Annotated in this window: 24 protein-coding genes; 3 read left to right on the top strand and 21 right to left on the bottom strand. The window is 34.4% G+C overall.

The genetic code is table 11. The annotated features are described in order from the left end of the window. Positions 1-11 precede the first annotated feature (11 nt). The 16 genes from LrDSM24759_RS05420 to LrDSM24759_RS05495 form a co-directional block, all read right to left on the bottom strand. Positions 12-377, bottom strand: coding sequence for a ribosome-binding factor A (locus LrDSM24759_RS05420; RefSeq protein WP_117118476.1), 366 nt, complete (start codon positions 375-377; stop codon positions 12-14). A gap of 12 nt (positions 378-389) precedes the next feature. Then, on the bottom strand, positions 390-3,002 hold the full coding sequence (infB, locus tag LrDSM24759_RS05425) for a translation initiation factor IF-2 (RefSeq protein WP_117118477.1): 2,613 nt from the start codon (positions 3,000-3,002) through the stop codon (positions 390-392). A gap of 14 nt (positions 3,003-3,016) precedes the next feature. Beyond that, a complete protein-coding gene (locus LrDSM24759_RS05430; RefSeq protein ID WP_245953341.1) occupies positions 3,017-3,331 on the bottom strand; it encodes a L7Ae/L30e/S12e/Gadd45 family ribosomal protein in 315 nt (104 codons plus the stop codon). After that, positions 3,309-3,617 carry an RNase P modulator RnpM gene (rnpM, locus tag LrDSM24759_RS05435; protein ID WP_117118479.1) on the bottom strand — a complete coding sequence of 103 codons (309 nt, stop codon included), beginning with the start codon at positions 3,615-3,617 and terminating at the stop codon, positions 3,309-3,311. The genes LrDSM24759_RS05430 and rnpM overlap by 23 nt, the downstream gene beginning before the upstream one ends. Positions 3,618-3,627: 10 nt before the next feature. Then, positions 3,628-4,779 carry a transcription termination factor NusA gene (gene nusA, locus LrDSM24759_RS05440; protein WP_117118480.1) on the bottom strand — a complete coding sequence of 384 codons (1,152 nt, stop codon included), beginning with the start codon at positions 4,777-4,779 and terminating at the stop codon, positions 3,628-3,630. An 18-nt stretch (positions 4,780-4,797) separates the two neighbouring features. Further along, entirely contained in the window at positions 4,798-5,274 is a 477-nt protein-coding gene (rimP, locus tag LrDSM24759_RS05445; protein ID WP_117118481.1) for a ribosome maturation factor RimP, read from the bottom strand. 107 nt (positions 5,275-5,381) lie between these two features. Then, positions 5,382-9,686 carry a PolC-type DNA polymerase III gene (locus LrDSM24759_RS05450; protein WP_117118482.1) on the bottom strand — a complete coding sequence of 1,435 codons (4,305 nt, stop codon included), beginning with the start codon at positions 9,684-9,686 and terminating at the stop codon, positions 5,382-5,384. Positions 9,687-9,691: 5 nt separating this feature from the next. Then, a complete protein-coding gene (locus LrDSM24759_RS05455) occupies positions 9,692-11,389 on the bottom strand; it encodes a proline--tRNA ligase (RefSeq protein WP_117118483.1) in 1,698 nt (565 codons plus the stop codon). Positions 11,390-11,407: 18 nt separating this feature from the next. Continuing rightward, positions 11,408-12,664 carry an RIP metalloprotease RseP gene (rseP, locus tag LrDSM24759_RS05460; protein ID WP_117118501.1) on the bottom strand — a complete coding sequence of 419 codons (1,257 nt, stop codon included), beginning with the start codon at positions 12,662-12,664 and terminating at the stop codon, positions 11,408-11,410. A gap of 9 nt (positions 12,665-12,673) precedes the next feature. Next, a complete protein-coding gene (locus tag LrDSM24759_RS05465) occupies positions 12,674-13,471 on the bottom strand; it encodes a phosphatidate cytidylyltransferase (RefSeq protein WP_117118484.1) in 798 nt (265 codons plus the stop codon). Between the two features lie 19 nt (positions 13,472-13,490). Further along, on the bottom strand, positions 13,491-14,210 hold the full coding sequence (gene uppS, locus LrDSM24759_RS05470) for an undecaprenyl pyrophosphate synthase (RefSeq protein WP_117118485.1): 720 nt from the start codon (positions 14,208-14,210) through the stop codon (positions 13,491-13,493). A 13-nt stretch (positions 14,211-14,223) separates the two neighbouring features. Then, on the bottom strand, positions 14,224-14,781 hold the full coding sequence (frr, locus tag LrDSM24759_RS05475) for a ribosome recycling factor (protein ID WP_117118486.1): 558 nt from the start codon (positions 14,779-14,781) through the stop codon (positions 14,224-14,226). Further along, a complete protein-coding gene (gene pyrH, locus LrDSM24759_RS05480; protein ID WP_117118487.1) occupies positions 14,781-15,506 on the bottom strand; it encodes a UMP kinase in 726 nt (241 codons plus the stop codon). The genes frr and pyrH overlap by 1 nt, the downstream gene beginning before the upstream one ends. A 111-nt stretch (positions 15,507-15,617) precedes the next feature. Beyond that, positions 15,618-16,643: a translation elongation factor Ts gene (gene tsf, locus LrDSM24759_RS05485; protein WP_117118488.1), complete on the bottom strand. Its 1,026-nt coding sequence runs from the start codon at positions 16,641-16,643 to the stop codon at positions 15,618-15,620. Between the two features lie 40 nt (positions 16,644-16,683). Further along, complete coding sequence (gene rpsB, locus LrDSM24759_RS05490) at positions 16,684-17,466, bottom strand: 30S ribosomal protein S2 (RefSeq protein WP_117118489.1); 783 nt, start codon at positions 17,464-17,466, stop codon at positions 16,684-16,686. Positions 17,467-17,618: 152 nt separating this feature from the next. Then, entirely contained in the window at positions 17,619-18,644 is a 1,026-nt protein-coding gene (locus LrDSM24759_RS05495; protein WP_117118490.1) for a GIY-YIG nuclease family protein, read from the bottom strand. A gap of 62 nt (positions 18,645-18,706) precedes the next feature. On the opposite strand from LrDSM24759_RS05495, the gene LrDSM24759_RS05500 reads away from it, so the two are divergent. After that, positions 18,707-19,321, top strand: a complete 615-nt coding sequence (locus LrDSM24759_RS05500; protein WP_117118491.1) for a lysophospholipid acyltransferase family protein — start codon at positions 18,707-18,709, stop codon at positions 19,319-19,321. 80 nt (positions 19,322-19,401) lie between these two features. Further along, a complete protein-coding gene (locus LrDSM24759_RS05505; RefSeq protein ID WP_117118492.1) occupies positions 19,402-20,583 on the top strand; it encodes an SAM-dependent methyltransferase in 1,182 nt (393 codons plus the stop codon). A 60-nt stretch (positions 20,584-20,643) separates the two neighbouring features. On the opposite strand, the gene LrDSM24759_RS05510 is transcribed toward LrDSM24759_RS05505, so the two are convergent. The 4 genes from LrDSM24759_RS05510 to LrDSM24759_RS05525 all read right to left on the bottom strand — a co-directional run bounded on the left by LrDSM24759_RS05510 (position 20,644) and on the right by LrDSM24759_RS05525 (position 24,823). Continuing rightward, the gene (locus LrDSM24759_RS05510; protein ID WP_117118493.1) at positions 20,644-22,443 is read right to left on the bottom strand and encodes an ABC transporter ATP-binding protein; all 1,800 of its coding nucleotides are present in this window, start codon (positions 22,441-22,443) and stop codon (positions 20,644-20,646) included. After that, positions 22,436-24,202, bottom strand: a complete 1,767-nt coding sequence (locus LrDSM24759_RS05515; protein WP_117118494.1) for an ABC transporter ATP-binding protein — start codon at positions 24,200-24,202, stop codon at positions 22,436-22,438. Before LrDSM24759_RS05515 ends, LrDSM24759_RS05510 begins: the two co-directional genes overlap by 8 nt. Positions 24,203-24,283: 81 nt before the next feature. Then, positions 24,284-24,505 (bottom strand): YneF family protein, encoded by a 222-nt coding sequence (locus LrDSM24759_RS05520; protein ID WP_117118495.1) that lies wholly within the window; start codon positions 24,503-24,505, stop codon positions 24,284-24,286. A gap of 69 nt (positions 24,506-24,574) precedes the next feature. Beyond that, positions 24,575-24,823, bottom strand: a complete 249-nt coding sequence (locus LrDSM24759_RS05525) for a DUF896 domain-containing protein (protein ID WP_117118496.1) — start codon at positions 24,821-24,823, stop codon at positions 24,575-24,577. A gap of 134 nt (positions 24,824-24,957) precedes the next feature. On the opposite strand from LrDSM24759_RS05525, the gene lexA reads away from it, so the two are divergent. Next, positions 24,958-25,581, top strand: coding sequence for a transcriptional repressor LexA (lexA, locus tag LrDSM24759_RS05530; RefSeq protein WP_117118497.1), 624 nt, complete (start codon positions 24,958-24,960; stop codon positions 25,579-25,581). Positions 25,582-25,766: 185 nt separating this feature from the next. Here lexA and LrDSM24759_RS05535 read toward each other — a convergent pair. Then, positions 25,767-26,771: IS110 family RNA-guided transposase (locus LrDSM24759_RS05535; protein ID WP_117118502.1), on the bottom strand; the 1,005-nt coding region annotated here is incomplete at its 5' end.

Consider the following 26,771-nt stretch of genomic DNA (forward strand, 5'->3'; position numbering starts at 1 on the left):
GCCTTTTAATATTATTTATTTTCTCGCTCTTGATCAGCCTTTTTTACTTGGCGAATCAAGTCGTCGATTTTACTACCATAGGCTACAGAAGTGTCCCGCTTAAAAATCAATTCTGGAACTTTATATACAGTTAAAGTTTGTCCTAATAAGTGTCGCATGGTTCCCTTAGCTTTGTCTAAGGCCTCTGCAACTTCTTTCTCCTTTTCTGGATCTTCAGTTAATAAACTGTAGTAAACAGTTGCATAGGATAAATCATTAGTACATTCAACTGCAGTAATAGTTATATCGCTCAAGCGTGGATCGCGAATATCTTTTCTCAAGATTTTTGTTAATTCGCGTAAAATTTCTCCTTCAACACGACCAATTCTATGTTTCATATTTGCCTCCTATTATTGAGGCTTAACCTCTTGCATTTCATATGCTTCAAGTTCATCATCGACCTTGATATCATTGAAGTTTTCAATAGTTAAACCACAATCAAAACCTTGCTTAACTTCTTTAACGTCATCTTTGAAACGTTTAAGAGAAGCAACTTTACCATCATATTTAACTATACCATCTCTAATGACACGAATTCCAGAATCACGTGTTACATAGCCACTATCTACAAAGGCACCAGCAATAGTACCAACTTTAGAAACTTTCCAAGTTTCACGGACAGTTAAGTTACCAGTAACTTTTTCTTCATAAGTTGGTTCAAGCATACCCTTCATAGCTGCTTCAACATCATCCATTGCCTTGTAAATGATGTTGTAAAGACGCATATCTACGCCTTCACTTTCAGCTTGAGCCTTAGCAGTTGCAGTTGGACGAACATTAAACCCAATAATAAATGCATTTGAAGCAGCTGCTAATGTAACATCAGATTCATTAATAGCACCTACAGAAGCGTGAATAATATTTACTCGAACACCTTCAACATCAATTTTTTCGAGTGATTGTTGGAGTGCTTCAACAGAACCTTGAACATCTGCTTTAAGCACAATATCTACTGACTTCATGTTCTCTTTCTTCATGGTATCAAATAAATTATCAAGAGTTACATGTTGTACATTTTCACGTTGTTTTTCAAGAGCATTTTTAGCACGTTGTTCACCGACATTTCTAGCAGTCTTTTCATCATCAAAGACAACTAATTTATCTGCAGAACTAGGAACATCATTTAAACCGGTAATTTCTACTGGAGTTGAAGGTTTTGCCTCTTTGATACGACGACCTTTATCATTGGTCATTACACGTACACGGCCGTAAGTATCACCAATAACAATTGGATCTCCTACTTTTAATGTACCTTGTTGTACTAATAAGTCGGCTACTGGACCACGTCCTTTATCAAGACGTGCTTCTACAACAGTACCAATTGCTTTTTGATCAGGATCAGCCTTTAATTCCAAGACATCTGCTTGAAGTAAAATCATTTGAAGTAAATCTTCAACATTTTCACCAGTCTTAGCAGAGATCTTTACAAAGATAGTGTCCCCACCCCAATCTTCTGGAACCAAACCATGTTGCATTAACTCTTCCATGACATGATCAGGATTTGCACCTGGTTTATCAATCTTGTTAACAGCAACAATGATTGGCACACCAGCACTCTTGGCATGATCAATTGCCTCGATAGTTTGAGGCATTACGCCATCGTCTGCGGCAACTACCAAAACAACAATATCAGTGATTTCTGCACCACGAGCACGCATATTTGAGAAGGCAGCATGTCCAGGAGTATCTAAGAATGTAATCTTACGATCATCTAATTTAACTTGATATGCACCAATACTTTGAGTAATACCACCAGCTTCATGTTCAGAAACATTAGTATGACGTAAGCGGTCAAGTAAAGTGGTTTTACCATGGTCAACGTGTCCCATAATTGTTACAACTGGTGGACGCTTAACTTGATTCTTAGAGTTCTTTGATGCTTCAACTTCTTTAGTGTAAAGAGTATCGATATCAGAGATATCTTCATGAACTTTTTCTTCGGCCTCAATACCATATTCAGCTGCTAGTAGTTCAATTGTATCTTTATCAAGAGATTGGTTTTGGTTGGTCATAACACCAAGCATGAACAACTTTTTAACGATTTCAGCTGGTTCGCGGTGAAGAATCTTTCCTAAATCTTGAGCGTTCATTCCTTCTTCATATACTAAAGTTTCTGGTAATGGACGTTCTTTTCTTTGGGTAGGTTGTTTTTTAACTTCTTGGCTTTGGTTATTTCGTTTATTCTTCTTATTACGACGACGTCTAGCCTTATCTGAATGATCACTACGTTCACGTTCATATTCTGGAACTTCATGATGTTTGCGACCAGGCTTACCAAAGTCTTTTTTACGATTATTGTTTCTCTTTTGGTCTTGTTCCTGAATTGGAGCACTTGGAATAGTTGGAGTAACTTTTCTTACTCTAGGCTTTTCTTTCTTTTGTTGGTTACGAGCTGGAGAAAGTTTAACAATCTTTGGTCCAGTTACCTTTTTAGAGGCTTGTACACGTGCTTTTACCGCTTCTGCTCCTTCTACTGGAACACTAGCTTTATTATTTTCTTCTCTAGTTGTATTTTTCTTCTTATTTTGTTTATTTTCGTATTGCATACGGGAACGTTCGGTCTGTTTATTTAATTCCACAGAATCTTTTCTTTGCTTATCTTGCAATTCTTTTAATAAATCGCGCGCAGCTGGTCTATTGTTCTTTTCACGTTTACGATTTTCATTTTGACCCGCTGTTTTTTTAGAGTCATTCTTCTTATTAGAAAAATTCTTCTTTTTATCAGAATGTTTTGGGCGTCTGATGGCACCAACAGAAATTTTGATTTTTGTCTTTTTTGATGAATTTGATTGACCTGAAGTTTGTTTCTTAGAAAAAACTTCAGTAAGTTTTTTTGCTTCATTATCATCTAAAGAAGACATGTGACTTTTAACATCAAATCCCAATTCCTTCGCTTTATCAACTACGGTTTTGTTATCGATGTTTAGTTCTTTAGCTACTTCATAAATTCTTTTTTTAGCCATCCAAACACTCTCCTTTATTTATCAATTAATTTTGTTATTGCTTGACTAAAGCCAATATCCTTAATTGCAAGTAACTTTCTTTCTTTACCTAAAGCACTTTTTAATTCTTCACTTGAAAATTCATTAAGAATTACAAGATTTTTATTATGTTTAGCAATTGACATAATTTTATCTTTTGTATTGTCACTAAGATCTTTAGCTACAATTAAGACTTTGATTTGATGTTGCAATAAGGCTGGTTTAACCGCATCGTAACCAATTATTAATTTTCCAGCACGTTGCGCTAAACCTAATAAATTCAGTACTTTACTTTGCACGATAGTTTTCACCAAATAATTCTTTTCTTGCTTTTTGATGATCCACATATGCATAAAGATCCTCATAAAATTGAGGTGGTACTTTTGCGCCTAAGCTCTTTTCAAGAACCCGATCTTTTTGAGCTTCTGCAATCTTTTCTGGAATTAAAGAAACATAAGCACCTCGGCCAGATTTCTTTCCAGTTGGATCTACGGAAACATTTTTATCTTTATCAATTACAATTCTAACCAATTCTTTTTTTGGCATCATTGTATTGGTTAATAAATCTTTACGCATTGGAATTTTTCTTTTTTTCAAAGAAAATCACCTATTCCTCATTATTTACAGTTTCATCGCTACTAGTTTCGATATCTTCTACTTCAGTATCAGAAGTTGCAGTATCTTCTTGATCATCAGTTGTCTCATTACTTTCTTCCACAAATTCTACTTGTGATTCAGGTTTAATATCAATCTTGTAGCCTGTCAATCTTGCCGCCAATCTAACATTTTGCCCCTTTTTACCAATAGCTAACGATAATTGATAATCAGGAACAATTACTAATGCATTTTTTGCTTCATCTTCTTCATCAAATTGAACGGCAATTACTTCTGCCGGATTAAGAGCATTAGCAATAAAATCAGTTGGATCATCTTCGTATTTTACCACGTCAATATTTTCGCCACCTAATTCATTGACGATATTCTGTACACGAGAACCCTTAGGTCCAACTAAAGTACCAACTGGATCAATGTCAGGATCATTAGTTTTAACAGCAATTTTAGTTCGATCGCCTGCTTCACGGGCAATTGAGACAATTTCAACAGTTCCATCATAGACTTCAGGTACTTCTTGTTCAAATAGACGTTTAACTAAGTCAGGAGCAGTGCGAGAGACAGTAATTTGAGCTCCCTTAGTATCTGACCCAACACGCGTAACTAAAACTCTAATTTTGTCTTGTGGATTATAAGTCTCTCCTGGTAATTGATCATTATGAGGCATAACAGCTTCAACATTACCAATTTTGACATAAACAAAACGATTATCTTGTCTTTCAACAGTACCAGTAATTATTTCATCTTCATATTGTGAATATTCATCATAAATATGATTGCGTTCAGCTTCTCTCAAACGTTGCATAATTACTTGTTTAGCAGTCTGAGCTGCTATACGACCAAAGTCTTTAGGAGTAACTTCAAATCTTATTTCATCGCCCACTTCATAAGCCTTGTTAATTTCTAATGCATCTTTCAGACTTACTTCTAAACGATTGTCTTGTACTTCATCAACGACAGTTTTAATGGCGTTTACTTTGAAGTTGCCCTTCTTTTCATCAAAAACAACTTCTACATTTTGGGCTTGATTATAATTCTTTTTGTAGGCAGCTACTAAAGCAGCCTTGATTGCTTCAACAATTACATCTTGCTTGATACCCTTTTCTTTTTCTAAAGTTGCAAAGGCATCGATCATTTCTTTAGTCATAAGTTTTGCTCATCCTTTCTAAAACTCGATCGCAAATCGAGCATTAGCTACAGCATCACGAGGAATTTTAACTTCTTTTGTTCTAGTCTTAACTTTAATTTCCAAAGTTAAGGTTTCATCATTTAATTCCTTTAAGAGTCCTTCATAAACCTTGTTACCATCAATTTTTTGATAGAGGCCAACATGAATATAAGACCTCACAGCATGTTCCCAGTCAGAATCATTCTTAATTGGTCGTTCTAACCCAGGAGATGAAAGTTCTAAAACATAAGGATCTGGAAAAGGATCCGGATCTAATTCATCTAGTTTTTCAGAAACGATTTCACTAAGATCAGCAATTTCTTCGATATCTATCCCGCCCGGTCTACGATCAACATAAATTCGTAGATAATTTTGATCTTTTTCTTTAACGTATTCTACGTCAACTAGTTCATCCCCGCGAGCTTGTGCCAAAGGTTGAACAAGTTTAGTAACCATTTCAGTAACTTTTGACAAATTTCTTCCTCCGTAATAAAAAGAGTGAGCATCGCTGCTCACTCGAATTAGCTATTCGAACTTCCCATTTAGAATAGCATATTTATTAAGTTTTGTAAATTTAAGAACTAGAATAATGAAAGTTGATTTTGGTCGGGCATTCCTTCCAAGACACCATTTTCTTCAAAGTAATCCATAATTGTTTGGGAGACTTTTCCGCGCTTAGCAAGATCTTCTTTTGAAAGGAATTTTTGTTCAGCACGAGCTGCTACAATTTGTTTTGCCGCATTGTCACCCAATCCTGGAACAGAATTAAATGGAGCTAAAATAGTATGATCATCTAAGATTTTGAAATCTAATGCTTCTGATTGATCAACATCAACCATTTTTATTTTTATACCACGTTCAATACATTCATTTGCTAATTCCAAAACTGTCAATAATGATTTATCCTTCGCTGAGACATCCATCCCTTTATCTTGAATTTCTTTCATTGCAGCTTTAACTGTATTTTTACCATGACTCATTGCCACAATATCGAATAAATCAGCTCTAACGGTAAAGTATGAAGCATAGTAAATAACTGGATAATAAACTTTAAACCAGGCAATACGTAACGCCATTAAGATATAGGCAGTTGCATGGGCCTTAGGGAACATATATTTAATTTTTAAGCAGGATGGAATGTACCAATCAGGAATATTATCATTTTCCTTTAAAACGGCCATATCTTCGTCACTAATACCTTTACCATGACGTACTGATTCCATTGTTGAGAAGGCAACTTCTGGTTTAACACCCCAGTGAATTAAGTCGGTCATAATATTATCACGACAACCAATAACATTCTTTAATTCACAAGTTCCATTATTAATTAATTCTTCCGCATTTCCTAACCATACATCAGTTCCATGTGATAAACCTGATATTTGTAAAAGTTCCGAAAAAGTAGTCGGCTTAGTCTCTTCTAACATTCCTCTAACAAAACGTGTACCAAATTCTGGAACACCTAATGTTCCTGTCTTAGACCCTATTTGTTCAGGTGTTACATTTAAAATATCAGTTCCAGAAAATAGTGCCATTACTCCTGGATCATCGGTTGGAATTGTCATCGGATCAATACCAGATAAATCCTGGAGCATTCTAATCATTGTGGGATCATCATGACCTAGAATATCAAATTTCAAAATATTATCGTGAATTGAATGGAAATCAAAGTGAGTAGTAAGCCATGCTGCATCTAGATCATCTGCTGGATACTGTACGGGAGTAAAGTCATAAATATCCATATCATCTGGTACTACAACAATTCCAGCTGGGTGTTGTCCAGTTGTTCTTTTTACACCACTGGCGCCCTTAGCCAAACGATCTAATTCAGCATTACGCAAATGCAATTCATTTTCATCTTCATAATGTTTAACATAGCCAAACGCCGTTTTATCTGCAACTGTCGCAATTGTTCCAGCACGATAAGAGTTATCAGGGCCAAACATTACTCGAATATAATTATGGGCAACTGGTTGATAATCTCCAGAGAAGTTCAAATCAATATCAGGAACTTTATCTCCGTGGAATCCCAAGAAAGTAGCAAATGGGATATCCTGACCGTCTTTAACTAATGCTGTACCACATTTTGGACAATCTTTATCTGGTAAATCATAGCCTGATCCATATTCACCATTTTCAAAAAATTCTGAATATTTACATTTTGGACAACGATAATGCGGTGCCAAAGGATTAACTTCCGTAATTCCAGACATTGTGGCGACTAAACTAGAACCAACAGACCCACGAGAACCAACCAGGTAACCATCTTTATTGGATTTAGCCACAAGTCTTTGTGAAATTAAATAAATAACTGCATAACCATTAGAAATGATCGAATTTAATTCCATATCTATTCTATCTTTAACGATCTTAGGTAAAGGCTTGCCATAAAGTTCATAAGCTTTATCATAAGTTAATTGCTTCATCTCTTCATCTGCATTATCAATGTGAGGTGGATAAAGACCACTCTTAATTGGAGCAATTTCCTCTATTTGATCAGCAATCTTATTGGTATTTTCGATTACAATTTCTTTTGCCCTTTCTTCGCCAAGAAAGTTAAAGGCATCTAACATTTCCTGTGTGGTATAGAAATGTAAATCAGGTAATGGCTTATTGCGGTTAGGATTAGACTTTTGCGCTGCTAACAAAATTTTACGATAAATTGCTTCATGAGGCTCAACATAGTGAGCATCGCTTGTAGCCACTACAGGCTTATCTAACTCTTTACCAAGCTTATAAATATTATTGATAATTTCGTGTAATTCAGCTTCATCTTTGATTAATTCATCATCAATTAACCCTTGATAAGCAGCTGGCGGTTGGACTTCCAAAAAGTCATAGAATTTTGCCTTTTCTCGTGCCTCATCATAGCCCTTTTGCATCATTGCAATAAAAACATCACTAAGATTACAGCCACTACCAAATAGTAAACCTTCACGATATTTCCTTAATTCAGATATAGGAGTTCGAGGAATTCGATAAAAATATTTAGTTGAAGCGCTGGAAATTAATTTATACATATTTTTTAGGCCAGTTTGATTCAAGGCCAATACTGTCATATGTGATGGTTTGGCTCTTTTATAAACTTGACCATATTTAGCATAATCATTCATTTTACCAAGATTTGCTTCACCAAAACGATCATAAAAGGCATCTAAAAGCTTGAACATAAGGTAACCAGTTGCTTCTGCATCCTGATTAGCTCGGTGGTGATGTTCTAACACCACATTATATTTCTTGGCTAAGGAATCTAATGTATGTCTAGTTTGTTCTGGGTGTAAAAGACGAGAAACTTCTAGAGTATCTACCACTGGTTGGCTAATTTCTGCTAAATTTGCTCTTCTTAAAGCGGCATTAACGAAGCCAACATCAAATTGAACGTTATGCCCACATAGTGGTAAATCACCATAAAAATCTTTAAACTGCTTAATCACAACAGCTTCATCATCTGCTGCACTGACCATTTCATCAGTAATTGAGGTTAAGTTAATAGTAGTATCACTTAGAGGATGATGCGGATTAATAAATTTATCAAAACGCTCTATTACTTCACCATTCTTCATTTTTACGGCACCGATTTCAATGATGGTATCGTAAACAGATGATAAGCCAGTTGTTTCAACGTCAAAAATTACATATTCTCGATCACGATAGTCCATATCTGTTGGATTAAGAACTAATAAGGCATGATCATCAATCATATTAGCTTCATAGCCATAAAGTACTTTTACATCATTGCTCTTACCAGCAAAATATGCTTCTGGAAATGATTGAACATCTGCATGATCAGTTACAGCAATCGCTTTTTGACCAAATTTTTTAGCTGCTTTAATAAAATCTGTTGGTGGATTAGTTGCATCAAGTTGTGACATATTGGTATGAAGATGAAGTTCAACTCGTTGTTGTTCTCCCTCATATTGTTCTTGTCTTCCTTGGTGCTCAATTAATTCCATATTTCTGATATTAAAGACAACCTCATGCTGCCATTGATCATCAGCTGCACTTCCCTGCAACCTTGCCCAAGTTCCCGGTTTAATTGAAGCTAAATAATCTCGCTCATCCTTGTCGTTGACAAATTTCTTAAAACTTATCGAATCAGTATAGTCAGTGATTTCACCTGTCCAAATTGCATTGCCTGATTTCAACTCTTTTAATTCAGTATTAAAAATTTGACCCTCAATTAAAACATTTCGAGTACCATCTTCTATCTCTTTCATCTGAATAAAATCAGCTTTTTTACTAATTTTACCTTTAGAGAAACTTCGGGTATTTTGTGAAGATTGAACTTTAGATTTTGTTTCAGGAGGATTTTGCTTATAAATTTCCTGCATTGCAGATTCATGAGCCGTTTGTTCTTCTTCCAAACTCTTTAAATTTTCATCATTACTTGCTTCATCAATCTTAGTAGTAAATTTAATATTAAAAAATCCATAGTTTCTAAATTCTTCATTTAGTGTTGCCAAAACCTTATTGGTTAACATACTATTAACTACTTTATTTTGAGTTGGGATAAGCCATTTTTCGTTCTCTAGATATGGTTTTTGATTTAGTAAAAATTCTCTAACCACAGGTTGAAATTGGGTAGAATTCTTTATTACAAATTCCCAATAATCAGGAAGATACTTACTATCTCCATCTTTACTCTTAATATATAATTCGACATCTACAAATGGATTAAAGTTATTAATTAACCCTTGGTAAAACGCCTGATAACTTGCAAAATCGAGTGGAGTGGCAAAAAAAACGTGGATCTTCCACTTTCTTTCTTTAGCGTACACATCCACGTTTTCAATCTCGCCTTTTTTAAAGGTTTCATTACTTGCAAAATTATCTGGTAAGTTAATTTGTTCTAATAACTTTAAGAAAAGATCATTCTTTTTAGTCACAAAAATTATCCTATCTTATTTGCAATATAAGCTTCCAATTCCTCAACGCTAATCTTAGTAGCCTTGTCATCAGTTGGTTGCTTAACTTCTACTATATTTTCACTCGCATCACGTCCAATAGTAATTCTAATAGGTGCACCAACTAAGTCAGCATCATTAAATTTAACTCCTGGACGGACATTTCTATCATCGTATAAAACATCATACTTGGCTGATAATTCTTTTTCAAGTTTTTCTGCCAAATTTGTTTGTGTTTCATCCTTCATCTTCATTTGAATCAAATGAACAGTAAATGGGGCAATTTCTCTTGGCCATGCAATACCATTTTCAGTTAAATGTTGTTCAACAGCCGCAGATAACATTCTGGTAACACCAATTCCATAAGAACCCATAATTACAGGTTGAGTTTTACCATTTTGATCCAAGAAATCTGCACCCATTGTAGTGGTGTAATAAGTACCAAGTTTGAAAATATGTCCTACTTCTATGGAAGTAGTAAATTGTAATGGTAATTGATCGACAGGATCAGGTTCACCTTCGTTGGCAGTTCTAATATCTGCAAATTCATCAACTTTAAAATCACGGTCTAAATTTGCATTTTCAAATTGATAATCAGTTTCATTAGCACCTACAACAAAGTTGTAAAGATTTCTTACTGTTTCATCAGCAATAATCTTATCAGCCCAATCAGCATTAATTGGACCAACAGCACCTTTAGCACTTCCAGTAATTTCAATAAGTTCTTCAGGAGTTGCTGCTCGTACTTCGTCGGCATCAAGAATATGACCTAATTTGACTTCGTTAATTTCTTTATCACCACGAATTAAGACTAAAACTTTTTGATCGTCGGCAATAAACAAAATACTTTTCACGATTCTAGTAGCAGGTACATGTAAAAATTCTGCTAGTTTTTCAATAGAATCCATACCTGTGGTTGCCACTTTATTCAATTCTTTAGGGTCTTCAGGTTCTTGCTTAAAGGTATCAATACTTTGTGCCATTTCTAAGTTAGCTGCGTAAGTACCCTTTTCATTAGTGGCAATTGTATCTTCACCGATAGCTGCAGGTGCTTGAAATTCAGTAGAATTTTTTCCACCCATTGTACCAGAATCCGCAATAACTGGACGTACATCTACACCGGCTCTTCTGAAAATATTTTTAAATGCTTGTTTTTCGTCATCAAATTGTTGATCTAATTGTTCTCTAGTTGAGGCAAAACTATAAGCATCAAGCATTATAAATTCACGACCACGTAATAAACCAAAACGAGGTCTGTTTTCATCACGGAATTTAGTTTGAATTTGATAAAGAGAAATTGGCATTTGCTTATAACTCTTTAAATTCTTCGCAATAATTTCAGTAAAAGTTTCTTCGTGAGTTGGCCCTAGTAAACTTTCACGATCGTGGCGATCTTTAAGTCTAAACATTTCTGGTCCATATTTCGGTAGACGGCCAGATTCTTCCCATAAACTAGCTGGTAAGAAATGAGGCATTAACATTTCTGGAACGTTAATCTTATCCATTTCTTCTTCCATTATTCTTTCAGCTTTTCGTAAAACACGGTAGCCAAGTGGTAAGTAAGCATAAACACCAGCAGTAACTTGGCGAATATAGCCCCCTCGAATCATTAACTTATGACTTTCTGCAACTGCATCTGCTGGTGCCTCTTTTAAAGTAGGCATAAAAAATTTAGATTGACGCATTTTTCCTCCAAAATAATTCTATTTAATAAAGTAACGATAAATATCGTTTCCAGTAACCGCAACAATTAATAGTAATAATAAAACGAACCCAATAACATCGACAAGAGCTTCACGTTCCTGCGGGATTGGTTTTCCAATGATTAATTGAATAATGTTTAGTAATAGTTTACCCCCATCTAATCCTGGAATTGGAATGAGGTTAACTATACCTAGATTAATGGAAATCATGGCTAGAAAAGCAAGTAAATAAGTGATTCCCATATTTGATACTTGCACAGTTTGAGAATAAATTCCTACAGGACCAGATAATTTATTAAGGCTAAAGTGTCGGAATAAATTACCAACCGCACCGAAAATCATGCCTGTAGTTTGAATGCTGGTATTCCACCCGCGCTCTAATTTAACTCCTAAACTATTATCAGGTTTGCCATAAAAACCAAGTTGATAAACTTTAGTCCCATTAATTTTTTCTTCTTTAGGTTTAACAGTAAAAACTTGCTCTTTTCCTTTTCTTTCTACTGTAACTTTTACATTTTTACCTTTTGATTTTGCCAATTGTGTAGCTATGTCATCAAAAGAAGAAATTTTACTACTATTAATTTTTTTAATGGTATCTCCAGATTTTAAGCCAATTTCTTGAGCTGGAAAATTATTAATAGTTTTATCAATCGTGGTTGTTGCAGGCCCGGGACTAACTAGTGACCAAATAATAAAAACAACAAAGCCCAAAACAATATTCATAAAAGGTCCTGCAAAATTAGTCGCTAATTTTTTACCAACACTTGCTTCTTGAAATTGGGTATCTTTAGGGGCAATTAATAATTCAGTTTCATTTTTTTCAATGATTGTTGCATCATGATCTACTTGATATGTGACTTCTCTATCTTCTTCACCATTTTCATATCCAGTAATAAAAAGCTTATTAACTAAATCGCTCTCACTTACCTGTATAGGAGTTCCTGAAATAGGCATCTGTGAACCAGAAGCATCTATTCGTTTTACTTTACCTTGATTATCAAATTGGACAACTACGGTTGTGCCTGGATCAATCACAGCAGCATCATCAGGACCTGCCAAACGAACATATCCTCCGAGGGGTAACCATCTAATCGTGTAGGTAGTTTTTTTGCGCATGACTTGAAAGAGTTTTGGACCCATTCCAATAGAAAACTCACGCACTAATATTCCGGATTTCTTAGCAACAATAAAATGACCAAATTCATGGACAAAAACAAGAATTCCGAAGACAACAAGAAAGATTAAAATTCCTTTCATCGCTTTCACCTACATAATTCCTAAGAAAGCTACAACAGGTAAAACAAAAAGCATACTATCAAATCGATCTAAAATTCCACCATGACCTGGAAGAATTTTTCCTGAATCTTTTACTCCGTAAAAGCGCTTATATGCAGACTCTACTAGATCTCCCATTTGACCAATTATTGAGAAAATAAGTGCAAAGAAAATCATTAATAATTGATTTCTCCCTGTTGGTACCAGGTAAACATAAATAGCTGCACAGATAATAGCACAAATTACAGCACCTATTGAACCTTCCCAAGTTTTATTAGGACTAATAACAGGCCATAATTTTGTTTTACCAAATTTTCTTCCAATCATGTAAGCTCCAATATCGGTGGCCCATACAACTACGAAAACGTAACATAAGATAGCTAATCCATGTCCATCTTGTACATTTCTAATTGCTGCCATGTAGTGAAAACCGGTTCCAATATAAAGAGCGGACAAGGTATAAACACCAACATCATCAAAAGTTTCTTTATTTTTGGACAAAACCATTCTTACTAACATTAACATGATAAATATGTAAAAAATATCATATCTATTTAGAAATGGAGGTAAGAAATTAAAAAAGGCAACTGGAACTGTAATTGTTAAGGTTGCTAATAAAGCTAAGACAAAATCCCATGAAACAATAATTTGTTTTTTCATGATAAAAATTTCGCCAATTCCCACTGCAGCAAAAAGACAAGTTAACAAATCTATCCAAATACCACCAGCAAGAACAATAGGAATAAATAATATTAAGGCTATTACCGCCGTAATTACACGTTGTTTCATATATAATTCTACTATCTATTTAAACTTTACCAAAACGCCGATTACGGGTTTGATATTCTTTAACTAATTTTTTTAAATCATCTTTATTAAAATCTGGCCACAGTTTATCTGTAAAAGAGAATTCAGTATAAGCCATTTGCCAAAGTAAAAAATTGGAAAGACGCTCTTCTCCTGAAGTTCTAATTAGTAAATCTGGATCACTATAAGGAGCCAAATTTGCAGTCATTAATGTTTGTGCAAATAATTCTTCATTAATTTGATCAGGATTAATTTCACCATTTACTGCCTTTTGAGTTAATTCTTTCACCGCCGAAACTATTTCTCGTCGAGAGCCATAGTTAAAAGCAAAATTTAGAACCATTCCAGTATTTTTAGCAGTTTCTGCCATTGCCTTTTGAGTTACTAAATAAGTTTTCTCTGGTAATTCTTTGGTGTAGCCCATAATATTTACACGAACATTATTTTCCATTAATTCCGGCATAAATTTATCAAAGAAATTAATGGGTAATTTCATTAAATAATTTACTTCATCAGTTGGTCGACCCCAATTTTCAGTAGAAAAGGCATAAAGTGTGAGAACTTTTATACCCAAATCATTCGCCTCTAGCGCAATTCTTCGAATATTGTTCATACCTTCTTTATGCCCTAAAAATCTAGGCTTATGTCGTTGCTTTGCCCAACGACCATTACCATCCATGATAATGGCTAAATGATTTAATGGCTTTTTTTCACTACTCATCTTATCAACCTAACTATGCTTGAGTAATTTCCTTACTCTTTTCATCGGCTAATTCATCAATTCGTTTAGTAGCATCATCAGTTACTTTTTGAACTTTCTTTTCAAGTCCTCTTTGTTCATCTTCAGTGATATCGCCATCTTTTTGTTGACGTTTTAACGAATCCATAGCTTCACGTCTAACATTACGTACGGCTATTTTAGCTTGTTCAGCTAATTTTCCAACTTGCTTTGCAATTTCTTGACGACGTTCACCAGTTAGTTGTGGAATTACGACTCTAATTACAGTTCCATCATTGGCAGGTGTAATACCAATATCGGAAGCAAGAATTGCATGTTCAATATCATCTAAACTTGATTTATCATAAGGAGTTATCATCAAAACTCTAGCTTCTGGAATTGAAATACTGGCCATTTGGTTTAATGGCGTAGGTGAACCGTAATATTCCACATTAATTCCATCTAAAAGACTCGCATTGGCTACACCAGCGCGAATGCCGCCTAGTTCTTTTTGATAAACGGCAATGGATTTATCCATATTACTTCTTGCCTTATCAATAGCTTCGTTTCCCATTATTTACCACCCTTTACTACAGTACCAATATTTTCACCCATCACAACTTTCTTAATGTTGCCTGGTTTATTTACATTAAAGACTACTAGAGGAATGTTATTATCCATTGAAAGTGAACTTGCAGTTTTATCCATTACTTGTAAACCTTTAGATATAACATCTAATTGAGTTAACTCGTCATATTTTTTAGCATTAGGATCTATCTTAGGATCAGCTGAATAAACACCATCAACACCATTTTTAGCCATTAAAATAACATCTGCACCAATTTCGGCTGCTCTAAGGGCAGCAGTAGTATCAGTTGAAAAGTATGGATTACCAGTACCACCACTAAAAATTACTACTCTTCCCTTTTCTAAGTGACGCATTGCTTTACGTCTAATATATGGTTCAGCAACTTGTCGCATTTCTATTGAAGTTTGTACACGAGTAGGAACGCCTAAGTTTTCCAAACCATCTTGAAGTGCAAGACCATTCATAATTGTGGCTAACATTCCCATGTAGTCAGCTTGAGCTCTTTCCATGCCCATCTTGGCACCAGTTTCACCACGCCACATGTTACCACCACCACAGACGATTCCAATTTCAACGCCCATATCATGAACTGATTTAATTTCTTCAGCTAGATGGCTAATCACTTCTGGGTTAATACCAGTACCTTTTTCGCCGGCCAATGCTTCACCAGATATTTTTAAAATAATGCGTTTATATTTAACTTGACTCATGATAAATCCTCCTCTTTAGCTTTTATCATTTTACCATAAATAAGCAATAAAAAAGTGCAAAGAAAAAGAGTAGTGTCAAAATTACACTACTCTTTTAAAATTTTTAACAAATTATCTCATTTGTTCACGTACTTCAGCAGCAAAGTCTTCTTCTTTCTTTTCGATACCTTCACCAACTTCGAAACGTTGGAAGGCAACTAACTTAGCTCCCTTTTCCTTTAAGAATTCACCAACAGTCTTACTGTCATCCATGATGTAATCTTGTGATAAAACAGCGTATTGCTTATCAACTTGAGTATTATCATCAATAAAACGTTGCATCTTACCTGGAATGATCTTATCCCAGATCTTTTCTGGCTTACCTTCTTCTTTAAGTTCAGCCTTGATGTCTTCCTTAGCCTTAGCTAAAACATCATCGCTTAATTGCTTAGCTGATCCGTAAACAAGATGTGGTAAAGGCTTCTTGTTTACCAAAGCGCGACTTTCATTATCTTGATCGATCTTATGGTTCATTTCTGCTAAACGTTCAGTAATGAATTCTTCATCTAATTCATCTGGTGAGATAACCTTAGGGCTCATAGCAGCAATGTGCATTGCTAAGTGTTTAGCAGTTTCTGCATCAGCACCTTCTAAAACAGTAATTACACCGATTTGACCACCATTGTGTTGGTAAGCACCAAATTCTTGATCATCAGTCTTTTCTTCTAGAGCAAAACGACGTAAGGCAATCTTTTCTCCGATGGTAGCAGTTGCATCAACAAATGCTTGAGCAAGAGTATTACCATCACCCATGTCTAAGTCTTGAGCTGCTTCCATATCAGCAGGCTTACCTTCAGCAATTGCCTTAGTAACATCATCTACTAATTTCACAAATTTATCATTTTGAGAAACAAAGTCAGTTTCTGAGTTAATTTCAGTGATAGCTGCAACATTACCATCTACGTAAACACCGGTCAAACCTTCAGCAGCAACACGATCAGCCTTCTTTGCAGCCTTAGCCATACCTTTGTCGTGTAAGAATTGAACTGCTTTGTCCATATCTCCGTCAACTTCTACTAATGCCTTCTTAGCGTCCATAACGCCAGCACCAGTGCGTTCACGTAATTCTTTAACCATTTTAGCTGTAATTTGTGCCATTAATTAAGTCCTCCTAACAGAACTAAATAGTAAAAACAAATTAGTCTTCTGATTCTTCTACAACTTCTTCAATTGAAGTTTCGTCATCATTTGCAGCTGCTTTTTCAGCCATTTCTTTTTCTACTGACTTTTCATCATCTTGGCCTTGTTGACCTTCGATAACAGCATCAGCCATTGCACCAGCAATTAAACGAATTGCACGAATAGCATCATCGTTTGAAGGAATAATAACATCGATTGGATCAGGATCAGTGTTAGTATCAACCATAGCAATAACTGGGATACCTAACTTGTTAGCTTCGTGAACTGCAATCTTTTCCTTCTTAGGATCAACAACAAACATAACATCTGGAATTCTTGGCATATCTTCGATACCACCTAAGAATCTTTGAAGTTTGTCCATTTCCTTAGTTAAAAGTGCAACTTCTTTCTTTGGTAAAACATCAAAAGTACCATCTTCTGACATTTGTTTTAATTCTTTTAATCTCTTAACACGGCTTTGGATAGTCTTCCAGTTAGTTAAAGTACCACCCAACCAACGTTCGTTAACGTAGTATTGGCCTGCACGTGTTGCTTCTTCTTTAACAGCTTCTTGGGCTTGCTTCTTAGTTCCTACGAATAAGAATACACCACCATCAGCAGCAACTGCCTTAGCATAGTTGTAAGCATCATCTAACATCTTGATAGTCTTTTGTAAATCAATGATGTAGATTCCATTTCTTTGAGTAAAGATGTATGGAGCCATCTTTGGATCCCATCTTCTAGTTTGGTGACCGAAGTGGACACCTGCTTCAAGCAATTGCTTCATAGTAACAACTGTCATAATAAAATTCCTCCTATTGGTTACTTCCTCTCAAGAGGTCGCATTAAAATTCGACCATATAGGCACCAAAATTTTAATCGCTCTTGATGTGATTTATTTCTTTGTGTTTTTACACACTCAAACATTTTAACTAATAAACAACCAGATTGCAATTAAAAGTTAACATTATGTTCTTTTAAAAATTTTTCTTTCCAAGTTCGTGAGTGGTGCTTGAACCAATACTCTCTTTTTAAGGCTAAACGTTTATCATCAAATTCTTCATGATAAATCATTTTTACTGGTCGTCTTGTTTTAGTATATTTTGCGCCTTTTCCACTATTATGCATCTCTAAACGATGTTTTAAATCATTAGTAAAACCACCGTAAAAAGTTCCATCATTGCATAATAAGCAATAAAAATAATATTTTTCTTGTTGAGTCTTATCCGCTTGTTTTTCTTCTTTAATTATTTTTTGAATATCTTTTTTAAAACTTCCATCCTCATTGTGAACGAGAATTGAATTTTCTAAAATAAGACCATCTGTACCAGTATTTTTAATAGCTTCCACTAAAACTAAATTAGCCTTTTCACCTTCTTTAGCAGAAAAAGGTTGCACCCACTTTGGACTTAACTGATATTTAAGACAAAAATGCATAATTTCTCCCATGCGCTCTGGCCGGTGAACCATAAACATTTTTCCCTTCATCTTTAGCATTTGACTGGCTACATTAATAATCTCTTCTAAAGTAATAGTAATTTCATGACGGGCTAGAGCCTTTTTTTCATCAGGATTAATCACGTGACCTTCAGGAACTTTAAAATAAGGTGGATTAATTACAACCATGTCGAACTTATCTTTTCCTAATTTTTTCGGTGCCTCTAAAGCATTAAAATTATGTACTTCAATTCTATTTTCAAGATGATTTAACTCAACGCTTCTTTTAGCTTGATCAGCAATTTCAGTTTGAATTTCAACTGCATCATAGTGGGCTCGATTAAAATATGACATATATAAACTGACAGCACCATTACCACTACATAAATCAACTATTTTATTTTTATCCTTTACTTTTTCTTTAGCAAAATGAGCTAAAAAGATACTATCAAGCGTGACATTAAAGGCATCCTTTGATTGAATTATTCCTAAATTATCATTGTAGAGATAATCAATTCGTTCATTCTCTTTTAAAAGTGTCATAGTTAATCCCTCTTTTATAAATTGTGCTGTATAATACTATACATGAAAATGGAGGTAAATTTATGTTTTATCGCTTTGCACGTCAAGTAGTACGCTTTCTAATTTGGCTACTTAATGGAAATTTAGATGTTCAACATAAAGATCGAATTCCTGATGGAAATTATATACTAGTTGCTCCTCACCGCAATTGGTGGGAACCAGTTTTATTTGCCTATGCAGCTCGTCCAAAAGAATTTATGTTTATGGCAAAAAAGGAATTATTTAAAAATCCTATTTTAAGATTTATTTTAGATCATTCCCATGCCTTTGCTGTTGACCGTAAACATCCCGGTACTTCAGCAATAAAAATTCCAGTTAAAGGACTAAAAAATTCAGACTTATCTTTAATCATGTTTCCTTCTGGTACAAGACATTCGGCCGAATTAAAAAGTGGTGCCTTCGTCATTGCCAAAATGTCACAAAAGCCACTAGTACCAGTGGTTTATCAAGGGCCGCTTACTTTTAAGGGAGTTTTAAAACGTGAACCAATGCATATTTGTTTTGGCGATCCTATCTATATTCCTAAAAAAGAAAAAGTTAATAAAGAAACTGTACCTGCTCTTTATCAAGAACTTGAAAAAGCTTGGAATAGACTTGATAAGGAAGAGAACCCTGATTTTAAATATATTCCCAAATAATTAATATCTTAACCCGTTATCCTAGATAACGGGTTTTGTGTTAGAATAAGCTAGTTAATTAAATTTAAGGAGATAAATTAATGCTAGAAAAAACCTTTTACAAAACCATGTTAAAACACTCCTTTAACATTCCTATTAAGGTTACTTATTGGGATGGCAAATCAGAAGTTTATGGTGATGGCAATCCGGAAATAGAGATTATTTTTAACAAAAAAATTCCAATTAAAAATATTACTTCTAATGCTTCCTTAGCTTTAGGAGAAGCATTCATGGATAAGGACATTGAAATCCAGGGTTCAATTCAAGACTTGATTGAAGCTGCTTATGAAAGTGCCGATAGTTTCTTTTATAACTCAAAATTTAAGAAATTCTTACCAAAACAAAAGCACACCGAAAAGCAAAGTCAAGCAGATGTCCAAAGTCACTATGATATTGGGAATGATTTTTATGAATTATGGTTGGATCCTACCTTAACTTATTCATGTGCCTACTTTACTAATGGTAATAAAGATGATTTAGAAGCTGCGCAAATGGCTAAAATTCATCATATTTTACAAAAATTAAACCCAGAAAAAGGTAAAACTTTATTAGATATTGGTTGTGGTTGGGGAACCTTGATGTTAACCGCTGCTAAAGAATATGACTTAAAAGTTACTGGTGTAACCTTGAGTCAAGAACAATACGATTTAGTATCTAAGAGAATTAAGGATATGGGACTTGAAGATCAAGCAGAAGTCTTACTTGAAGATTATCGTGAACTTGGTGACCGTCAATTTGATTATGTTACTTCTGTTGGTATGTTCGAACACGTAGGTTCCGAAAACTTAGGTGAATATTTCGATGACGTAGCTAAATATTTAGTTCCTAACGGTGTTGCTTTAATTCACGGTATTACTCGCCAACAAGGTGGTGCCACTAATGCCTGGATTGATAAATATATTTTCCCAGGTGGTTACATTCCTGGATTAGTAGAAATTATTAGTCGCATCGAAGAAGCTCACTTGCAAATTGCTGATATGGAATCACTCCGTCGTCACTATCAACGTACTCTTGAAATTTGGGATGCTAACTTTAACAAGGTTCGTGATCAAGTTCAAGAAAAGATGGGCGAACGTTTCACTCGCATGTGGGATATGTACCTTCAAGCTTGTGCCGCTTCATTCCAATCAGGAAATATTGATGTTATGCAATATCTTTTAACTAAAGGTCCTTCAGGTAAATTACTACCAATGACTCGTGATTACATGTTAAATGACAAGTAATTTTAAATTATCTAACTAATACAAAAGGCATAGATGAAACAATCATCTATGCCTTTTTGTTTATTCTTGATTATCTTCACTATTTTGTTGCAACGTATATAAATTGTAATAATACCCTTTTTTGTTTAGTAGTTCTTGATGAGTCCCCTTTTCTACAATCCTTCCTTTATCAAGAACAATAATTTGATCAGCATCTGCAATAGTAGAAAGACGATGAGCAATAGCTAGCGTCGTTCTACCTTGACGTAATTTTTTAAGTCCCGCTTGAATCATTGATTCCGTTTCAGTATCAACATTTGCGGTCGCTTCATCTAAAACTAAAATCTTAGGATCAGTAACTAAAGTTCTAGCAAAAGAAATTAATTGCTTTTCACCTTGGCTTAGTTCGTCACCACCTTCATTTACTTTGGCATGATATTTACCAGGCATTTTTTCAATAAATTGATCAGCCTGAACAGTCTTAGCGGCATTTTTAATTTGCGCATCAGAAATCCCATTATTATATAAACGGATATTAGAATTAATATCACCATAAAACATAAATGGCTCTTGCAAAACTAACCCTAATTTTTTTCTTAACTCAGCCTTAGAATATTTGCGAATATCAACGCCATCAATTAAAATTTCGCCCTTACCAAATTCATAAAAACGTAACATCACATTAATAATGGAACTTTTCCCTGATCCAGTATGTCCTACAATACCCAAAGTCTCTCCTGGATTTACCGTAAAGGAAATATCATGCAAAATTTCATTTTTTCCATCATAAGAAAAACTAACATGTTTGAATTCAATTTTACCTTGGCTAATTGTCAAGTCTGGGTCTGCATGTTGTTGTGGCTCATATTCAGTTTCATCCAAAATTCCAAAGATTCTTTTTCCAGCAACAATACCATCTTGAAACATGGTCATTGTATCCATCATTTGTGAAATTGGATTGAAGAAAGCTGACACATATTGAGAAAACGCATAAACTACACCAGCTGGTACAAAGGTTTTTCTAAGTGGAAAACCAAAATACATTAAGGTTGCGGCTAAAGCCAAAGAATATAAAAGACTGGTTAATGGGGACAAAAGTAAAGAATTGATTCTGATCATATTGAAACGCGTGCGCATAAGCGAACCGTTCTCGTCTTCAAATTCTCCTTCTTTGCGTTCTTCTTGATTAAACTGTTGAATTAAGGAAACACCTTCAATTGATTCATTTAAGTTAGTATTGATACGACTGAGTCTTTCGCGATAATTACGATAAAGTTTGGAACTATGGCGTGCATAAAGCCAAAAAACAATACCCAAAATAGGTAAAAAGGCTAATACAATCCACGCAGCGACATGATTAGTTAAAAACATCGCTACAAAGGCAGTTACAATAGAAAAAATCCCAATAACTACTCCAGATAAAACAGACAAGAAATTGCTTAGTGTCATCGTATCATTGGTAACTCTTGAAACAATTGATCCAGCAGGTGTTTGATCAAAATATCGCATTCCTAAAGTATGTAATTTCTTATAAAGTGCTTTACGCACACTTTCTAATGTTTTTTCTGAACCCAAAGCATAGAAATATTCATAAGTAAATTGAATAACTGCCTTTAAAATCGAACCTAGACCATAAAGAAAACCAGCCCAAAGAATTATTTGTAAAGTTGCACTTTGTTTTAGCAAAAAATGATCTAGAAAATATTGCAATCCACGCGGTAACAACATATTTATAACGCTAACGAGAAAAGCACCAATTAAAGCCAAACCAATCTCAAATTTAAAAGGTTTTACATAAGTCATTAAGCGTTTAAAAATGCCCATTTGTTCTTTAAAAGGAATTTCTTTGGCCCAAATTGATTCATTCTTTTTATTATTCATCCAATTTTTCACCTGCCTCACTACTTAATTCTTGTTTTTGCCACATTTCTTCATACCAACCATGTTTATCTAGTAATTCTTGATGAGTGCCCTCTTCAATTATCTTTCCATCCTTAAGTACTAAAATTAAATTCGCATCCATCACTGAAGTTAAACGATGAGCAGCAATCAAAGTGGTTTTATCTTGGCGTTCTTGCTTTAATGATGACAAAATTGCCTTTTCAGTCTTTGCATCTACTGCTGACAAGGCATCATCTAAAATTAAAATTTGACTATCTTTTAAAAGTGCTCTAGCAATAGACATTCTTTGCTTTTGACCACCTGATAGTGAAATTCCATTTTCTCCTACTAAAGAGTTATAACCAGCTGGCATTTGTAAAATATCATCATGCAAATCGCTCTTTCTTGCCGCTGTTTCAATTTTTGCCTGATCAGTTTTTGGTTTAGAAAAAGCAATATTATCTTTAATAGAAGTAGAAAATAAGAAATTATTTTGTGGTACATAGGCAATTTCATTAAGATAAGTTTTAAGGGGAATATTTTTAATATTGTGACCACCTAAAGAAATTTTTCCACGATAATCATCAAATTCTCGTAATAGTAATTGAATGATTGTCGTTTTTCCTGAACCAACTTTTCCTACTAAACCAAGGGTTTGTCCAGGTTTTAATTTAAATTTGATATTTTGCAGGACAGGAATTTCCTTCTCATCTGGATAAGCAAAAGATTCAATATCATAAACTAAATCTCCCTTAATTGCCTGGTGATCAAGTTTTTGATCAGCCTTTTCATCAGTAATTAGAGACTTTTCTTTTAATAATTTTTCAACACGATCATAAGAGGCCGAGCCTCTTTCTAAAATATTAAATAAATAACCAATCGCAAACATTGGCCAAACCATATTCCCAATATAAGCAATAAAGGAAACTAATTGACCGACTGATAGATGATTGTTGGATACTAAAAGTCCTCCATAAATAATAGTAATTACATAAGTGGCCCCAATGACCACTGTAGCTAATGGATCAAATAAGGCATCCCATTTGAAAACTTTTTTATTAATTTCGATTGTTTCATCAACCATTTTGTTAAAAGCAACAGTATCCTCTTTTCCTTGACCAAAAGTTTTTAATACTTTGATGCCAGAAATAGATTCTTGCGTTTTATTGTTAAGCCGTGAAAAAGCCGCCTGCGATTTATCAAAAGCTCCATGTAAACGATCTCCTAACTTCCACGAGCCAATTGCCAAAACTGGTAAGGGAAGCAAGGCAATAATAGTTAAACGCCAATCAACTACAATCATCATTGCGATCATGGTGGAGCCGCCAGTAACTAATGAGTCAACTAAAGTTAAAACTCCATCCCCAGCTACATTTTGAATAGCAGTAATATCATTTGTAGCATGCGCCATTAAATCTCCGGTTCGGTGACGTTGAAAGAAAGTTCGATCCATATTCATGAAATGTTCGAATAATTGGGTACGTAATTTTCTTTCTAATACTGCCGCTCCACCCCAGATTTGTTTACGCCAAAAGTATCTTAATAAATATAAAGAAAAGGCGGCTGCAATTATTGCTAAAATTAACCAAATATAATAGGCAACACTAATATGACCTTTATCTAATTGATCAGCCATCTTTCCCAAAATCAATGGTGGAACCAAATTGGCAACGGAGGTTAATGCTAAAAATAATACACCAATGATGTACCTTTTCTTTTCTGACTTAAAGAACCAGCCTAATTTACTAAATATACTCATAAATCACTCCAAATAAATATATACAAAAAAACGAGAGAAAAAATCCCTCGTTTTTTAATTAGTGAATTAATTAGATTAAATTTACTTGCGTTGTTGATGTTTCATCATATTCATAACTTGATTTACTTTTTTTGCTGATGGTTTTTGACCCATTTGCGACATCATTGCAACAATCATATCTTCACTAATTGGAGGGTTGTCCTGAAAATACTTCTTCATATATGCTCTTGCACCATAAAAGCCTGCAATAAGACCAATAAGCAAGGCAATAATAATTAATAAAATAGCTAAACCCATATTCATAATGATAAAACCTCCAATTTTCTAACAAGTAAATTTTACTAAAAAAGCTATCCTTTTTAAAGGACTAATCTAATCTTTTCTTAAACCTTTTCTTCTTTGTGCTTCTTTGGCTTTTTCAGAAGTAACTTCTTTACCATCTTTATCAATTACAACTGTATCTTCAAGTTGTTGTCTAAATCCTGCACGGAAGTTTTCAAGAAAGGCCCCACGTAACTTCTTTCTTTCTTCAAGTTCTTCAGGTGTAAGTTCCCTTTCTTTACTCGTATGATAAAGCTCGTTGATTCTTTTAATTACTTTTTCTTCTTCTTTTTTATCCATCAAAAACACCTCTCTTACTTTAATAAGTTTACCCTATCTATTTCTATAAAAAAAGTTATAAGTGCCTAGAACATCTGTTTGTTATCTACAAATTTTTTTGATAGAATTATAGTATTAATAAGAGGGAGTTTAATATGACTGAAGCACATGAATCAAAACGACTCGAAATTTTAAAATATATTTATGAAACAGTCGAAGATCGTGGATTTCCACCTACTGTTAGAGAAATTTGTTCGGCTGTTAACTTATCATCTACTTCTACTGTTCACGGTCATTTGTCACGTCTTGAAAACAAAGGTTACATTATCAAAGATGCGACTAAACCTCGGGCTATTGAAGTAACACAAGATGGCCTTAATGCTTTGGGAATCAAACCAAAGGATATTCCTGTTATTGGTGTTGTAACTGCCGGCCAACCAATATTAGCCGTAGAAGATATTGAAGATTACTTTCCAATTCCACCTGATTTAGCCAATGATGCCGGTGATTTATTCATGTTAAGGGTTCATGGTACTTCAATGATTAATGTAGGAATTCTTGATGGTGATAACGTAATCGTAAGAAAACAATCTTCAGCCCATAATGGCGAAATTGTAGTGGCCATGACTGATGAAGATGAGGCGACAGTCAAGAGATTTTATAAAGAGGATAATTATTATCGTCTTCAACCGGAAAATGATACTATGGCACCAATTATTTTAAATAGTGTACAAATTTTAGGTAAAGTTGTAGGACTTTACCGTAATAATATTGACTAAAAAAAGAGCAATATTGCTCTTTTTTCTACGTAAAGTCAAGCATAGTAAGAAGTTTGGCTTTATTTTTAACTTGAATTTCAGTTTAAGTATTTTGTAGTGGCGATTTATTTTTAGTATTAAGCATGACACATAAGCCCAAGTTTATATCTGGTTTTTGGGCTTAGCGTTATAATGTACTTGATCAATTAATTACGACTAAAGTCTTTTTGATTATGTGTGGCTATGTTGTAATCATATGGTTGATCATTAATAATCAGAGCATAAATGGTTCTGATTAATTTATGTATTGAAGCAATAGCTATCTTCTTAAATCCTTTGGTTTGAGGGGATAGCTTTTTGCTTTCATAATAATCTGCTATATGACACGGATTAGTCTTAGCCGCATTATCAATTTGACCAATAGCCCGATAAAGCAATTTGCGTGCCACTGCATTGCCATGCTTAGTAATGCTTAAATTAGAGTCTGTTTCGCCTGACTGATATCTACCTGGATCTATGCCAATAAAAGCATTGATTTTATTAGGATTACTAAATCTACGTACATCTCCCAATTCTGCTAAGACTCTGACTGCAGTAGTTTGGGCAAAGCCTGGAATACTTTCTAGGTTTTCTAGATCATGATTAGGCAAAGTCTTAGCGAGTTTAACCATTCTTGTAATTAATTGTTCTCTTTGCTTATTTAGATTAAGTAGTCTTTGGGCATAATATTGTACTTGTTGGATTTCTATACTAGTCTCAGGGACAACTGGATAAGCTTGATGAGCTAATTCAATAAGATTATCAGCAGTTTTTTGTGCATGTTTAAATGAAATACCTTTTAAATTCATTAGCCAATTAATAATTTGCTTTTTATTCTCTTTTCTTACTGAATCGCAATGAGGAAAATGAGCAACTATGTGCCAGTAGTTATTACCTTTAGCAGTAGAAAATAGATTTTCAATTTCGGGAAAGGTTGATTGTAGAGCTTGGTGAAGTCTATTTTTAGCTATAACTAAATCATCTGTTAACTGGTCATAGAAACGACTTAAAGCATTGAGTTGCTTATAAGCCTGAGACTGGTTTTGACTAACTGGATGATGATAAAGTCTTTGAATTAAGGCTAAATGATAAGCATCAGTTTTATCAGTTTTATTATGACGTAGTCCTAGATCCATTTCTTTTTTCGCTTTAAGAGGATTAAGCACAACATA

Origin of the sequence: Lactobacillus rodentium (assembly GCF_003423665.1) — a bacterium.
Lineage (GTDB): Bacteria > Bacillota > Bacilli > Lactobacillales > Lactobacillaceae > Lactobacillus > Lactobacillus rodentium.